At 71.0% G+C, this 13746-nt stretch carries 12 protein-coding genes and 1 tRNA gene; 5 read left to right on the forward strand and 8 right to left on the reverse strand.

The features are described 5' to 3' along the window. The first annotated feature begins 23 nt into the window (after positions 1-23). From ACUYMY_RS05510 to ACUYMY_RS05520, 3 genes are all read left to right on the forward strand, one after another. Entirely contained in the window at positions 24-1460 is a 1437-nt protein-coding gene (locus ACUYMY_RS05510; protein ID WP_481702616.1) for an NAD(P)/FAD-dependent oxidoreductase, read from the forward strand. A 114-nt stretch (positions 1461-1574) separates the two neighbouring features. Beyond that, positions 1575-1648: transfer RNA gene (locus ACUYMY_RS05515), tRNA-Leu, on the forward strand. Between the two features lie 192 nt (positions 1649-1840). After that, a complete protein-coding gene (locus tag ACUYMY_RS05520; RefSeq protein ID WP_481702617.1) occupies positions 1841-3196 on the forward strand; it encodes an ABC transporter substrate-binding protein in 1356 nt (451 codons plus the stop codon). A 122-nt stretch (positions 3197-3318) separates the two neighbouring features. Here the strand turns inward: ACUYMY_RS05520 and ACUYMY_RS05525 are convergent, their stop codons facing one another. From ACUYMY_RS05525 to ACUYMY_RS05545, 5 genes are all read right to left on the reverse strand, one after another. Continuing rightward, the gene (locus tag ACUYMY_RS05525; RefSeq protein ID WP_481704967.1) at positions 3319-4050 is read right to left on the reverse strand and encodes an ABC transporter ATP-binding protein; all 732 of its coding nucleotides are present in this window, start codon (positions 4048-4050) and stop codon (positions 3319-3321) included. A 107-nt stretch (positions 4051-4157) separates the two neighbouring features. Then, complete coding sequence (locus ACUYMY_RS05530; protein WP_481702618.1) at positions 4158-5210, reverse strand: ABC transporter ATP-binding protein; 1053 nt, start codon at positions 5208-5210, stop codon at positions 4158-4160. Beyond that, a complete protein-coding gene (locus ACUYMY_RS05535) occupies positions 5207-6175 on the reverse strand; it encodes a branched-chain amino acid ABC transporter permease (RefSeq protein ID WP_481702619.1) in 969 nt (322 codons plus the stop codon). Before ACUYMY_RS05535 ends, ACUYMY_RS05530 begins: the two co-directional genes overlap by 4 nt. Positions 6176-6185: 10 nt before the next feature. Then, the gene (locus ACUYMY_RS05540) at positions 6186-7526 is read right to left on the reverse strand and encodes a branched-chain amino acid ABC transporter permease (RefSeq protein ID WP_481702620.1); all 1341 of its coding nucleotides are present in this window, start codon (positions 7524-7526) and stop codon (positions 6186-6188) included. 263 nt (positions 7527-7789) lie between these two features. Then, entirely contained in the window at positions 7790-8086 is a 297-nt protein-coding gene (locus ACUYMY_RS05545; RefSeq protein ID WP_481704968.1) for a GroES family chaperonin, read from the reverse strand. A 259-nt stretch (positions 8087-8345) separates the two neighbouring features. On the opposite strand from ACUYMY_RS05545, the gene ACUYMY_RS05550 reads away from it, so the two are divergent. After that, on the forward strand, positions 8346-9323 hold the full coding sequence (locus ACUYMY_RS05550) for a Bax inhibitor-1/YccA family protein (RefSeq protein WP_481702621.1): 978 nt from the start codon (positions 8346-8348) through the stop codon (positions 9321-9323). Between the two features lie 113 nt (positions 9324-9436). Here the strand turns inward: ACUYMY_RS05550 and galK are convergent, their stop codons facing one another. Genes galK through ACUYMY_RS05565 form a run of 3 tightly spaced genes read right to left on the reverse strand, consistent with a single transcriptional unit; the run spans position 9437 to position 12585 of the window. Then, complete coding sequence (gene galK / locus ACUYMY_RS05555; protein WP_481702622.1) at positions 9437-10606, reverse strand: galactokinase; 1170 nt, start codon at positions 10604-10606, stop codon at positions 9437-9439. Between the two features lie 11 nt (positions 10607-10617). Next, positions 10618-11769 (reverse strand): galactose-1-phosphate uridylyltransferase, encoded by a 1152-nt coding sequence (galT, locus tag ACUYMY_RS05560; RefSeq protein ID WP_481702623.1) that lies wholly within the window; start codon positions 11767-11769, stop codon positions 10618-10620. Positions 11770-11811: 42 nt separating this feature from the next. Then, positions 11812-12585: a DeoR/GlpR family DNA-binding transcription regulator gene (locus tag ACUYMY_RS05565; RefSeq protein WP_481702624.1), complete on the reverse strand. Its 774-nt coding sequence runs from the start codon at positions 12583-12585 to the stop codon at positions 11812-11814. 162 nt (positions 12586-12747) lie between these two features. On the opposite strand from ACUYMY_RS05565, the gene ACUYMY_RS05570 reads away from it, so the two are divergent. Then, the gene (locus tag ACUYMY_RS05570) at positions 12748-13743 is read left to right on the forward strand and encodes an aldose 1-epimerase family protein (protein ID WP_481702625.1); all 996 of its coding nucleotides are present in this window, start codon (positions 12748-12750) and stop codon (positions 13741-13743) included. The last annotated feature ends 3 nt before the right edge of the window (positions 13744-13746 follow it).

Genomic DNA, 13746 nt, shown 5'->3' on the forward strand with positions numbered 1-13746 from the left:
TCACAAGCTGCTATGCTGAGGGCATGCCTTCCTCGCTCCAGCTTGTCGACCGCCCCCGCGTCCTCGTCGTCGGTGGCGGCTACGTGGGCCTCTACGTGGCCCTCAACCTCCAGAAGAAGATCGCCAAGGCCGGTGGCATCGTCACGGTCGTGGACCCGCTTCCCTACATGACGTACCAGCCGTTCCTGCCCGAGGTGGCCGGCGGCAATATCGAGGCGCGCCACGCCGTCGTCTCGCTGCGCGAGCACCTCAAGGAGTCCGAGGTCATCCAGGGCTCCGTGACGGCGATCGACCACGCGAACCGCAAGGCCGTCGTGGCCCTCCCCGGCGAGCAGGGCACCGTCGAGGTGCCGTACGTCGACGTCGTCCTCGCGGCCGGCGCGATCACGCGCACGTTCCCGATCCCGGGCCTCGCCGAGAAGGGCATCGGCAACAAGACCATCGAGGAGGCCGTCGCGCTGCGCAACCAGATCGTGGAGCGCATCGAGTTCGCCTCGACGGCCACTGACCCGGCCGAGCGTCGCCGCGCGCTGACCTTCGTCGTGGTCGGCGGCGGCTTCGCCGGCATCGAGACGATCGCCGAGCTCGAGGACCTCGCCCGCGAGGCCGTGCGCAACAACGGCCGCGTGCGGCAGGAGGAGGTCCGCTTCGTCCTCGTCGAGGCCATGGGCCGCATCATGCCCGAGGTCACGGCCGAGCAGGCCGAGTGGGTCGTCGAGCACCTCAAGAGCCGCGGCGTCGAGGTGCTGCTCAACACCTCCCTCGCGAACGCCGAGGGCGCGCTCAAGCTCATCAACATGCCGGACAAGTCCCCGGCCGACGAGTTCGAGGCCGACACGCTCATCTGGACCGCCGGCGTCCAGGCGAACCCCGTGGTCCGCTCGACCGACTTCCCGCTCGAGCCGCGCGGCCGCGTCCGGGTCCTGCCCGACCTGCGCATCGCCGGGGACGAGGGCATCGTCGACAACGCGTGGGCCGCGGGCGACATCGCCGCCGTCCCGGACCTCACCGGCAACGGCCTGCCGGACGGCACGTGCGTCCCGAACGCCCAGCACGCCCTGCGCCAGGCCAAGCAGCTCGCCAAGAACCTCTGGGCCTCCCGCTGGGACAAGCCGATGGGCGACTACAAGCACAAGAACCTCGGCGCCGTCGCCGGCTTCGGCCCCTGGAAGGGCGTCGCGAACATCAACCTCGTGGGCCGGATCGGCCTCAAGGGCCCGCTCGCGTGGCTCGCCCACCGCGGCTACCACGGCATGGCGATCCCCACCTTCGAGCGCAAGTTCCGCGTGGTGCTCGACTGGTTCGCCTCGCTCTTCGCGGGCCGCGACACGACCCCGCTGCAGGGGCTCGACAACCCGCGCGCTGCCTTCGAGGCTGCGGCCCGCCCGGCCCCCAAGCCTGCCCCGGCCCCCGCCCCCGCTCCCGCCGCCGAGCCGGCGAAGGAGAAGGTCGGCGCCTAGGCCACGGCGCCGGCGCGCCTGAAGGGCATTCACGACGGCGGCCGCCGCCTCACGCACGAGGCGGCGGCCGCCGTCGTCGTTCCCGTACCGGCGCGCCCGGTAGTCTGGTGCCGCGCCCCAGTAGCCCAATCGGCAGAGGCAGCGGACTTAAAATCCGCTCAGTCAGGGTTCGAGTCCCTGCTGGGGCACTGCCTCCACGGCCCGTCTTCCCCCTCCGGAAGGCGGGCCGTCCTTGTGTGCAGGAGACGCCCGGAGCCGTTACAAGGATGTGACCTGAAACACTGTATTCAGGGTTAAGCGTTCAATTAGCCTGTGTCCATCAGGAGACACCTGTGGTTCGCATCCGGGGGGCTGCTGCCCTCCCTTGGAGGAGAATACGCATGATTCCACGTCATTCGGCATTGCCGCGAGCCGGGAAGCTGACCGCCCTCGGGATGGGTGTCGCTCTCTTGGCCACCGCGTGCGGAGGCCCTTCTGGTACCCCTTCCGGTACGGGCACCACGACGGCGGCTCCCGCGGGCGTCGCGTGTCCCGCACCCTCCGAGCCGGTCGGCGCCGGCACGTCCCCGGCCGAGCCCACGAGCGCCCCCGCCGCCACGACCACGTCCGATACCCCGCTGAAGATCGGCTCGCTCCTGCCGGTCACGGGCAACCTCGCCTTCCTCGGCCCGCCCGAGATCGCCGGCGTGAACTACGCCATCAAGCGCATCAACGACGTCGGCGGCGTCCTCGGCCACCCGGTCGAGGTCATCCACCGCGACTCCGGCGACACGAAGACCGACCTCGCGACCCAGTCCGTGACGAACCTGCTCGGCCAGGGCGTGGGCGCCATCGTGGGTGCGGCGTCGTCGTCCGTCTCGCGCACCGTGATCAACCAGATCACCGGCGCGGGCGTCGTGCAGATGTCCCCGGCCAACACCGGCACCGACTTCACGACGTGGGACGACAAGGGCCTCTACTGGCGCACCGCCCCCTCCGACGTCCTGCAGGGCCGCGTCCTGGGCAACTACATCGCCTCGTGCGGCGTGCAGACCCTCGGCATGATCGTCCTCAACGACGCCTACGGCACGAGCCTCCAGAAGACGGTCACCGAGGCCTTCGAGGGCGCGGGCGGCAAGGTCGTCGCGGCCGAGCTGTACAACACGGGCGACTCGCAGTTCAGCACGCAGGTCGACAAGGTCCTCGCGGCCAAGCCCGACGCGATCGCGCTGATCAGCTTCGACGAGGCCAAGCAGATCATCCCGCTCCTGACGGGCAAGGGCATCAAGGGCAACCAGCTGTTCCTCGTGGACGGCAACACCCTCGACTACAGCAAGGACTTCCAGCCCGGCACGCTCACGGGCGCGCACGGCACCCAGCCCGGGACGTTCGCCAAGGCGGACTTCCAGGCGGCGCTCAAGGAGATCGACCCGGCGCTCAAGGACTACAACTACGCCGGCGAGTCCTACGACGCCGTGAACGTCATCGCCCTCGCCGCCGAGGCGGCCAAGAGCGTCAAGGGCACCGACATCGCCAAGCAGCTCAAGGCCGTGTCCGAGGGCGGGGAGAAGTGCACGGGCTTCGCCTCGTGCGTCACGCTCCTGCGCGAGGGCAAGGACATCGACTACGACGGCTACTCCGGGCCGATCAGCTTCACCGACGCGGGCGACCCGTCCGAGGCGTTCATCGGCATCTACGAGTTCGGAGACGACAACAAGAACAAGCCGATCAAGTCCGAGTTCGGCAAGCTGGGCTAGCCGCATCCGCGGCTGGCACCGCCAGCAAGGGGGGAGGCCCCCGGTCCCTTCAGGGACCGGGGGCCTCCCCCTTGTGCTGTCGGACCCCCGCCGGCCGCGCGCAGCGGGCGGGGGAGCGAGGGCTACCTGTCCTCGTCCTCGACCGTCTGCGCGAGCGTTCCGAGGTAGAGCTGGATGACCTTCGGGTCGTTCAGCAGCTCCCGGCCCGTGCCCGTGTAGGCGTCGCGGCCCTGGTCGAGGACGTAGCCTCGGTCGCAGATCTGCAGGCAGCGGCGGGCGTTCTGCTCGACCATGATGACCGAGACGCCCGCCCGGTTGATCTCGTGCACACGCAGGAACGTCTCGTCCTGCTTGACGGGGGACAGGCCCGCCGAGGGCTCGTCGAGCAGGAGCACCGCAGGGTCCATCATGAGCGCGCGGCCCATCGCGACCATCTGCCGCTCGCCGCCCGAGAGGGAGCCGGCGCGCTGGGTCCGCCGCCGCCCGAGCTCGGGGAAGAGCTGGGTGACGAAGTCCCATCGTTCCTTGAACACCTTGGGCTTCTGGAAGAGGCCCATCTGCATGTTCTCCTCGATCGTGAGCGTCGTGAAGACGTTGTTCGTCTGGGGGACGAAGCCGACGCCGCGAGTCACGAGCTTGTTCGCCTTGAGACCCGTGAGGTCCTGGCCGCGTACGATCACGGACCCCGAGTGGACCTTGACGAGCCCGAACATGGCCTTGAGGAGCGTCGACTTGCCGGCGCCGTTGGGGCCGATGATGCCGATGAGCTCCCCGCGGCGGGCCTCGATGCTGCAGCCGTTGAGGATGTTCACGCCCGGGAGATAGCCGGCGACGAGGTTCTTGACCGAGACCACGGCGTCGTCGGCCGGGGTCGCCCCATCCTTCGTTGCCTCCGTCCCCGCAGGGCGGGGCTGGGCTGCGCCGCCTGCCGAGCCATTCGATGCTGCTTCGTGCTTCCCGCTCACCTGCTACCCTCCTCGCGCTTCTCGATGTCCACGTGGAGCACCTCGGCGTCGCCGAGGACCGCCTCGGGGGCGATGATCCCGGCGTCTTCCGTGCCGACGATGGACTCTTCGTCGAGGGCGAGCTCCTCCTCGAGGGCCTTGAGGCCGCCAGCGGCGCCGAGGTCGACGTCGTGGTGGGCGCCGAGGTAGGCGTCGATGACAGCCTGGTCCCGCATGACCTCGCCCGGCGGGCCCTCGGCCACGATCTTGCCTTCGGCCATGACGACGACCCAGTCAGCGATGTGCCGGACCACCTGCATGTCGTGCTCGACGAAAAGGACCGTCATGCCCTCCGCCTTGAGGCCCTTGATGTGGTCCAGGAGGCTCTGGGTGAGGGCGGGGTTGACGCCGGCCATGGGCTCGTCGAGCATGACCAGCTTGGGGTCTGCCATGAGCGAGCGCGCCATCTCGAGGAGCTTGCGCTGTCCGCCAGAGAGCGAGGCCGCGTAGTCGTCCCGTTTCGCGTCGAGCTTGAACTTGGCCAGGAGCTTCTCCGCGTGGGCGGTGATCTCCTTTTCCCGCGAGCCCCAGATGCCGCGGAAGAGGGCGTTGCGGAGCTTCTCGCCCGGCTGGGCCGAGCCGCCGAGGCGCATGTTCTCCATGACCGTGAGCTTGCCCATGACCTTCGTCAGCTGGAACGTGCGGATCATGCCCATCCGCGCGACCTTGTAGGAGGAGACGCCCGCGATGTTGTTGCCCTCGAACTGCCACTTGCCGCTGTTGGGCGTGTCGAAGCCCGTGAGCAGGTTGAAGAGCGTGGTCTTGCCGGCGCCGTTGGGGCCGATGAGGGCGGTGATCTTGTGCCGCGGGATCTCGAGATGTTCGACGTCGACGGCGTTGATGCCGCCGAAGCTGCGGCTCACGTTGTCCATGATGACGATCGGGTCCCGCTTCTTGCAGCCTGGCGCTGCGGGGCCGACCGCGATGGGCCGCGTGTCCGTCATGTAGTCCGGGGCGCCCTCGGGCGCCATGGCTCCCGCGGGCCGCGGGGATTCTGCGGCGTGGCTCATGCGAATGCCAGCTCCTTCTTGTTGCCGAACACGCCCTGCGGTCGGAAGATCATCAGCAGCATGAGCGCAACGCCCACGAGGACGTAGCGGAGCTGCCCGGCCTGGGTCGTCGAGAGCCACGTGACGGCGCCCGACTCGATGAGGCCCGTGAGGATCCCCTGGGTCAGAGAGAGGACAACCCAGAAGATCATGGCGCCGACCACGGGCCCGAGGATCGTGGACATGCCGCCGAGGAGCAGGCAGGTCCAGAGGAAGAACGTCAGCTCCGTGCCGTAGTTGCCCGGCTGGACGACGTCGCGCGGCAGGGTGAAGATCATGCCCGCGAGCGCCCCGAGGATGCCGCCGATGATGAGGGCCTGCATCTTGTACTTGTACACGTTCTTGCCGAGCGAGCGGACGGCCAGCTCGTCCTCCCGGATGCCCTTGAGGACCCGGCCCCACGGGCTCCGCATGAGGAGCCACATGGCGATGCAGGCGACGATCACGATGCCCCAGCCGAAGAAGCGGTAGAAGAAGTCGTTGCTGCTGTAGCCGAGGTAGTTGCCCTCGGGGAACGGGTTGAGGCGCAGGAAGTCCTCGCGGAACGCCGCAAGGCCGTCAGCCGACCCCGTCACGTCGGTCAGGGCGTTGGTCGTGACGACGTAGCGGATGATCTCCGCCGCGGCGATGGTCACGATGGCGAGGTAGTCGGCGCGCAGCCGGAGGGTCGGGATGCCGAGGATGAGGGCGAAGACCACCGAGGCCACGAGGGCCACGAGGAGCCCGATCCAGAAGTTCGCGCCGAAGTGGATCGTGGTCATCGCGAACCCGTAGGCGCCGACCGCCATGAAGCCCGCCTGCCCGAAGTTGAGCAGGCCCGAGTAGCCGAAGTGGACGGCGAGGCCGAGCGCGGCGAGCGCGTAGGCCGCCGTCGTCGGGGTCGCGATCTCCCCGAGCGCGCTGCTGAGAACGTATCCGAAGTCCATGGGAGCCTCCTCAGCCCACTCGCTCGCGGCGGCCGAGGATGCCCTGCGGCCTGAACAGGAGCACGACGATCATGATCACGAGCGCGCCGACGTACTTGAGGTCAGCCGTGAGCCCGAAGACCGTCGTGAGTTCGACGAAGACCCCGACGATGACAGAGCCGACGAGCGCGCCGAAGATGGTCCCGAGGCCCCCGAGGGTCACTCCGGCGAACATCATGAGGAGGATCTGCTGGCCCATCTCGAAGTTCACACCGGGGCGGTAGTACGCCCAGAGGATCCCGCCGAGGCCCGCGAGCAGGCCGCCGGTGACCCACACGAGCCGGATGACGCCGTCGACGTCGATGCCCGACGCCGCGGCGAGCGCGGGGTTGTCCGCGACGGCCCGCGTGGCCTTCCCGAGCCGGGTCTTGAGCAGGACGAAGCCGATCGCGCCGATGACGATCGCCGAGATGAGCAGCGACCAGAGGTTGTTCGGCGAGATCGAGACCGGCCCGAGCTGGATGTCCGGGCTCTGCGCATAGGGCAGCTGCTGGGTCGAGCCGCCGAAGAACAGGAGGATGACGTAGCGGACCGCGAGGGCGAGGCCGATGCTGACGATCATCATGGGCACAAGGCCCGTGCCGCGTCGCCGCAGGGGCTTCCAGAGCCCGGCGTCCTGGATGTATCCGTACGCGGCGCTGCCCACGAGCGCGAGGAGGATCGCGAGCCAGAAGGGCAGGCCTGCCGCGCTGAGGCTGAACACAGCCACGGCGCCGAGCGTGACCATCTCGCCGTGGCCGAAATTGGTCAGGCCCGTGGTCCCGAAGATGAGGGAGAGCCCGACGGCGGCCAGGGCGAGCAGGAGCCCGAAGCTCAGCCCCGCGACGAGGCGGTTCAGGAGCTGCTGGCCGAAGTCGGCCTGGACGACCTGGATGCCCCTGCCGAAGGTGAAGATCGAGCTCACGTTCGAGGTCTGGGTGAAGGTCACCGTCCTGGGGTTCTCCTGCCCCTCGGCGAGCTTGATGCCCTCCGGCAGCGTGGACTCGTCGAGTTCGAGCGTGTAGGTCCCCTGGGTGGGGACGCCGATCGACCACGAGCCGTTCTGGGTCGACGTGGCCGTGCCCTCGAAGCCGTTGCCCGAGACCTTGATCTTGACGCCCGAGAGCGGCTGTCCCTCGTTGCGCAGGAAGCCGGTGATCGTGTTCTGGAACTGGGTCGGCGAGGGGCTGGGGGAGGGCGACGGCGAGGTTGTCGCCTCCGCCGCCGGTGCCAGCGCCAGCAGCACTGCGAGGACGGCGCCGATCAGGGCGCCCGCGGCCACGAGCACCCGCGGCCTGCGCGGCGGGTGGGCGGCCAGGGCTGTGCTTTTCACGTAGGGGCCTCCGTCTTCCGGGGGTTCTGCTGGCTTCAGGCCAGCCGAGCGTTCGGTGCGGCGAGCGCGCCGCATCGACCCGTGAGTGTGATACGGCTCACCCGTTGGAACGTCATGTTACTCGCGGTAAACCCCGGGACGGCGGGGGCGTGGAGCGCGGAAGATCGCGATCCGGTAACAACTCCAGAAGCCCCGCCCTCGGAGACGAGGAGCGGGGCTGACGGTGGGTCCGGCTGAAGGCCGGACGCCAACCGGTGAGGGGGCTAGAGGTAGAGGCCGAGGGCGCTCGAGGGCTCGTCGCGCTCGGCGACAGCGTGGAGGTCCCGCTCGCGCAGCAGGATGTAGTCGTGGGCCGAGACCTCGACCTCGGCACGGTCCTCGGGGTCGAAGAGGACCCTGTCGCCGAGGGCGACCTGCCGGACGCTCGGCCCTGCGGCGACGACCGTGGCCCACGCGAGCCGCTTGCCGAGGACGGCCGTCGCCGGGATGACGATGCCCGAGGCGGACCGGCGCTCGCTGGCCTCCCGGTCGAGCTCGACGAGGATCCTGTCGTGGAGCATGCGCAGGGGCAGCCGCGCGGGGCCTCCGTCGGCGTTGGCGGAGGAGGCGGCGGGGGTACTGACGGCGGACTCTTCGCGTGGCACCGCACCATTCTAGGGAAATCCCCGGAAATCCCGGGAACTGGCGGAACCCCGGGAAAGGCGCGGAACTTTCGCCCCACGCCGATCGTGGCATTGATAGCGTTGAAACACGAGGAACTCTCGCATTCCTCACGAGTGAGTGCCTGCCCACCGGCAGGCCGTCGACAAGGAGCCGACAATGGCATTTGGGGGCAACCCGGTCTTCCGGGGGAAGAACTTCAAGGAGGCTGTAGCCACCGCGCCTCCCGTCCCGCACGCGCCGTACGGCCAGCAGCCCTATGGCCAGCAGCCGTATGGTCAGCCCTACGGCCAGCAGCCGTACGGCCAGCAGCCGTATGGACAGCAGCCGTATGGACAGCAGCAGCCCTACGGGCAGCCGCCGTACGGGCAGCAGCAGCCGCCTTATGGGCAGCAGATGACGCCCGAGCAGCTCGACCAGCTCTACAAGGCGCCCTCCGCCGGCCCGGTCGAGACCGGCCGCATGACCTACGACGACGTCATCATGAAGACGCTCGCGTGCCTGGGCTTCGTGGTCCTGGGCGCGGCCGTGACGCTCTTCGTGCCCGCCGGCATGGCTCTGGGCCTCATGGTCCTCGGCGCGATCGGCGGCTTCGTCCTGGCGCTCGTGAACTCGTTCAAGCGCGAGCCGGTCGCCGGCCTCATCCTCGCCTACGCGGCGCTCGAGGGGCTCTTCCTCGGCGGGCTCACGCGCCTCATCGACGCCTTCGCGCCCGGGGTCGGCCTCCAGGCCGTGCTCGGGACCGTCGTCGTGACCGGCGTGACCCTCGCCCTCTACAAGAGCGGCAAGGTCCGGGCGACGCCGGGCCTCGCGAAGTTCTTCCTCATCGCGATCGTGGGCTACCTCGCCTTCAGCCTCGTGAACCTCGGCCTCATCCTCTTCGGCGTCGTGGACAACCCGTGGGGCCTGCGCGGCATGGAGGTCATGGGCATCCCGCTCGGCGTGGTCGTGGGCCTGTTCGCCGTGGTCCTGGCCGCCATCTCGCTCATCTTCGACTTCAACAGCATCGAGGAGGGCGTGCGCGCCGGCGCCCCGCGCCGCTACGCCTGGACCGCCGCCTTCGGCCTGACCGTGACGCTCGTCTGGCTCTACACGGAGATCCTGCGCATCCTCGCGATCTTCAACAGCGACGACTGACCCCCGGTCCCGGAGCGGGTTGGGGATCCCTCGCCCCGCCGGCTCCCGAGCACGCAGATGCCCCGGACCGCTTGGTCCGGGGCATCTGCGTGTCGGCGCCCCGGGGCGCCGGCTCAGCCGACGCGCCGCGCCCCATCCGCGGGGGAGACGGTGAAGAGGTCCGGCGCCCGGTAGCCGGCGGCCGCGAAGGCCGCGGTGACCGCCTCGCGCACGCGGCCCTCCGCCGTCGTCGGCACGAGGGCGATGGCCGAGCCGCCGAACCCGCCGCCGGTCATGCGCGCTCCGACAGCCCCGGCCGAGCGGGCCGTCTCGACGGCGAGGTCAAGCTCGGGGCAGGAGATCTCGAAGTCGTCCCGCATCGAGGCGTGGCTCGCGTCGAGCAGCGCGCCGATCGCGGCGGGGCCCTCGGAGCGCAGGACCTCCACCGTCCGCAGCACCCGCTCGTCCTCCGTCACGACGTGCCGCACGCGGCGGAACGTGACCTCGTCGAGCAGCCCCCGGGCCTCGGCGAGATCCTCGGAGGAGACGTCGCGCAGGGCGGGAACGCCGAGGACCTCGGCGCCGAGCTCGCACGCCGTTCGGCGGCTCGCGTAGCCGCCGTCGGCGTGCGAGTGCGCGACCTTCGTGTCGATGACGAGGACGCACAGCCCGGCCGCGGGCGCGTCGAAGGGAATGAGCTCGACGCTCTGGTCCCGGCAGTCGAGGAAGACGGCGTGGCCGGCCGCGCCGCGCAGGGACGCGGACTGGTCCATGATCCCGGTCGGGGCGCCGACGAACTCGTTCTCGGCCCGCTGGGTCAGGAGCACGAGATCCTCGGGCTCGAGCTCGGCCCTGGCCAGTTCGGTGAGCGCCGTCGCGACCGCGCACTCGATCGCGTGCGAGGAGGACAGGCCCGAGCCGAGCGGGACGCCCGAGTCGAGGACCAGATCGAATCCCGGCACGTCGACCCCATGCTCGGCGAGGGCCCACACGACGCCCGCGGGGTACACGGTCCAGCCCTTGGCGGACTCGCGCGAGAGCGCGTCCCGGTCGAGCTCGACGACGCCCTGCCGCCCGTAGGTGGACAGGAGCCGGATCGTCCGGTCGGGCCGCACCCGCACGCCGACCCGGGCGGCCAGGTCGATCGCGAACGGCAGGACGAAGCCCTCGTTGTAGTCCGTGTGCTCGCCGATGAGGTTGACGCGCCCGGGGGCCTGCCACACGCCGTCGGGCGCTCCGCCGAACGCCGTGGAGAAGGCGCCATGGATCTTCTCGGTGCCCGGGGCGGGGTTCTCCGTGCTCATGTGCAGGCCTTTCATGCGAGGTCGGCGGCGGTTTCGGCCGAGGAGGCGGTGTGCATGGCGGCTGCCACCGCGGCGCGGAGCCGCTCGGCCACCTGCTCCGGCGTCGTGTCGTTGATGAAGGCGCCCATGGCGGCCTCGGAGCCGGCGAGGTACTTGAGCTTGTCCGCGGCGCGGCGCGGGGAGGTCAGCTGGAGGTGGAACCTGCCCGCGGGGCGCAGCGATGCCTCGAGCGGGGCCTGGTGCCAGGCGGCGATGTACGGGGTGGGCGTGTCGTAGAGGGCGTCGACGCCCCGCAGGAGGCGCAGGTACAGCTCGGCGAGCTCGTCCTTCTCGGCGCTTGTGAGCCCGGCGAAGTCGGCGACCTGGCGGTGGGGGACGAGGTGGACCTCGAGGGGCCAGCGCGCGGCGAAGGGGACGTAGGCGCTGAACGCTCCGCCCTCGAGGACCATGCGGTCGCCGGCGGACCGCTCGCGCTCGAGGAGGCTGCCGAGGAGCGTCTGCCGCCCTGCGGCGTCGTCGTAGAAGCGGCGCGCGACGGCGCCGAGCTGGGCAGCGCGGGGCGTGACGTAGGGGTAGGCGTAGACCTGCCCGTGCGGGTGGTGCAGGGTCACGCCGATCTCGGCGCCGCGGTTCTCGAAGGGGAAGACCTGGCGCACGCCGGGCAGCGCGCTCAGCGCCGCGGTGCGGTGCGCCCAGGCCTCGACGACGGTGCGCGCCCGCTCGTAGGGCAGCTCGCCGAAGGAGCCCGTGTGCGAGGACGTGAAGGACACGACCTCGCAGCGGCCGACGGCGGGCGCCGTCTGGCCCCAGGGAAGGGCCGCGGGCAGCTCGGCGGCGTCTGGGCCGAGGGACGGGAAGCGGTTCTCGAACACGACGACGTCGTAGTCCGGGTCCGGGACCTCGGAGGCGTTCGCGGGCGTGGTGGGGCACAGCGGGCACGCGTCGGCGGGCGGTAGGTGCGTGCGGCTCTGGCGGTGCGCGGCGACGGCGACCCAGTCGCCGCTGAGCTCGTCGTACCGCACGTGGCCGGGCTCTGACCGCCCGGGCAGGGGCCGCGCGTCGGGGACGGGGGTCCGCGGCCCGGTGCCGGGGTCGTCGAAGTAGATGAGCTCGCGGCCGTCGGCGAGCCTGGCGCTCGTCACGTGGGGGGAGTGGGTGCTCATGGGGGGTCCTCAGGGTGGGCTGGGCTGATGGGGGAGATCGGGTCAGGGCACGGCGGCGACGATGAGCTCGGGCACGCTCTGCTTGAGCTCGTCGAGCGCCGCCGCCGAGAGGCCGTCGTCCGTGATGAGGATGTCGATCGCGTCGAGCGGGAGGATGTGCGAGAGGCTCACGAGCCCGTACTTGCTGTGGTCCGCCAGGACGACGAGCCGGGCCGCGGCCTCGGCGGCGGCGCGGTTGACCTCGGCCTCGAGCATGTTGGGGGTCGTGAGCCCGGCGCGGGGGTGCAGGCCATGGACGCCCATGAAGCACGTCTCGACGTGCAGCTGGGCAAGGGTCGCCGTCGCGAGCGGGCCGACGAGGGCCTCCGACGGCGTGCGCTCGCCGCCGGTGAGGATCGTGCGGACGCCGTGGCCCGGGTCGCCGAGCGCCTCCGCAACCTTGATCGAGTTCGTCGCGACGGTGAGGTCCGGGACGGCGGCGAGGAGGTGCGCGAACGCGTAGGTCGTCGTGCCGGCCGTGACGAAGATCGTCGCGCCCGGCCGCACGAGCTCGAGGGCGCGATCGGCGATCGCGCTCTTCGCGTCGGGGCGCTGCTCGCTCTTGGCGGCGAAGCCGGGCTCCGCGAAGCCCACGTCGGTGGGCCGGGCCGCCCCGCCGTGGACGCGCCGCGCGAGCCCCTGCTGCTCGAGGTGCTCGATGTCGCGCCGGATGGTCATCTCGGAGACGCCGAGCACGGCCGCGAGCTCCGCCACGCGCACCGCCTCGCGCTGCTCGAGCTCGGCCACGATCCTCGCGTGCCGCTCCGCTGCCAGCATGGCTTGTCCTCCCGAGCAGTGCCCTGGGCTATGCGGCCAGAGCAGTTCACATAATCAACATCTTTCTAACAAAAGATAACATCGCTGGCTCCCGAGGGGAAGGGGCTGGGGGCGGATCTGCGTGACTGTCGCGGGCCCGTGCGGACGGCTACGGTGGGGCCCATGACTGCCTCCTCCCTCCCGGCCGGGCCCGGGGCCTCCGCCCTCGGTGCGTCTGAGCCGACGGCCGCCCCTGCCCGGGCCGCCCGCAGCGCCCGCCCGGCTGCGACCGGCCGCCAGTACGAGCTCCGCCGCGGCGGCGCCGTCGCCGTCGTCACCGAACTCGCGGCGACGCTGCGCTCCTACGAGCGCGACGGCGTCGCCCTCGTCGAGACCTTCGGCGACGCCGACCTTCCGCCCGGCGCCGCCGGCATCACGCTCGCGCCCTGGGCCAACCGGATCGAGGACGGCCGCTGGACGCTGGACGGTGCCGTGCAGCAGCTCGACATCACCGAGCCGTCGCGCGGCCACGCGAGCCACGGCCTCCTGCGCAACACCGGCTACGAGGCCGTGGAGCGCACCGAGGGCTCGGTCGCCCTCGAGGCCGTGGTCTTCCCGCAGCACGGGTACCCCTTCCTCGTCCGGCACCGCGTCGAGTACACGCTCGACGGCGACGGCGGGCTGAGCGTGCGCCAGACCCTCGCCAACGACTCGGCGCGTGAGGCGCCCTTCGGCCTCGGCGCCCACCCCTACCTGCGGCTCGGGGACGTCCCGACCGAGGAGCTCACCCTCCGCGTGCCCGCCACGACCCGCCTCGTCGCCGACTCCCGGCTCATCCCGCGTTCGTCCGAGCCGGTCTCCGGGGATGCCGACCTTCGCGGCGGCCGGGTGGTCGGCGGGCTGGGCATCGATGCCGCCTACACGGGGCTTGCCTTCGAGGGCGGCCGGACGCGCAGCCTGCTCGAGGCCCCCGACGGCCGTTCCGTGTGGCTGTGGCAGGACCAGGCGTGCCCCTACGTGCACGTCTACGTGAGCGACCGCTACCCTGGCCGGCCCAAGGCGGTCGCCCTCGAGCCCATGACGGCGCCGGCCAACGCCTTCAACAGCGGCGAGGGGCTGCGCTGGCTGGCGCCCGGCGGGGAGGCCTCGATCCTCTGGGGGATCGGCTCGCACCTCTGACAG

The sequence above is a fragment of the Sinomonas sp. T428B genome, assembly GCF_056780155.1.

Excerpts from the sequence above, each read along its gene's own strand:
- ACUYMY_RS05545 (WP_481704968.1), bottom strand. The coding sequence starts at position 8,086 with ATGCTCCACGACAGGATCCTCGTCGAGCTCGACCGGGAGGCCAGCGAG.
- galT (WP_481702623.1), bottom strand. The coding sequence starts at position 11,769 with ATGAGCACCCACTCCCCCCACGTGACGAGCGCCAGGCTCGCCGACGGC.
- ACUYMY_RS05520 (WP_481702617.1), top strand. The coding sequence starts at position 1,841 with ATGATTCCACGTCATTCGGCATTGCCGCGAGCCGGGAAGCTGACCGCC.
- ACUYMY_RS05530 (WP_481702618.1), bottom strand. The coding sequence starts at position 5,210 with ATGAGCCACGCCGCAGAATCCCCGCGGCCCGCGGGAGCCATGGCGCCC.
- ACUYMY_RS05535 (WP_481702619.1), bottom strand. The coding sequence starts at position 6,175 with ATGGACTTCGGATACGTTCTCAGCAGCGCGCTCGGGGAGATCGCGACC.
- ACUYMY_RS05570 (WP_481702625.1), top strand. The coding sequence starts at position 12,748 with ATGACTGCCTCCTCCCTCCCGGCCGGGCCCGGGGCCTCCGCCCTCGGT.
- ACUYMY_RS05565 (WP_481702624.1), bottom strand. The coding sequence starts at position 12,585 with ATGCTGGCAGCGGAGCGGCACGCGAGGATCGTGGCCGAGCTCGAGCAG.
- galK (WP_481702622.1), bottom strand. The coding sequence starts at position 10,606 with ATGAGCACGGAGAACCCCGCCCCGGGCACCGAGAAGATCCATGGCGCC.
- ACUYMY_RS05550 (WP_481702621.1), top strand. The coding sequence starts at position 8,346 with ATGGCATTTGGGGGCAACCCGGTCTTCCGGGGGAAGAACTTCAAGGAG.
- ACUYMY_RS05510 (WP_481702616.1), top strand. The coding sequence starts at position 24 with ATGCCTTCCTCGCTCCAGCTTGTCGACCGCCCCCGCGTCCTCGTCGTC.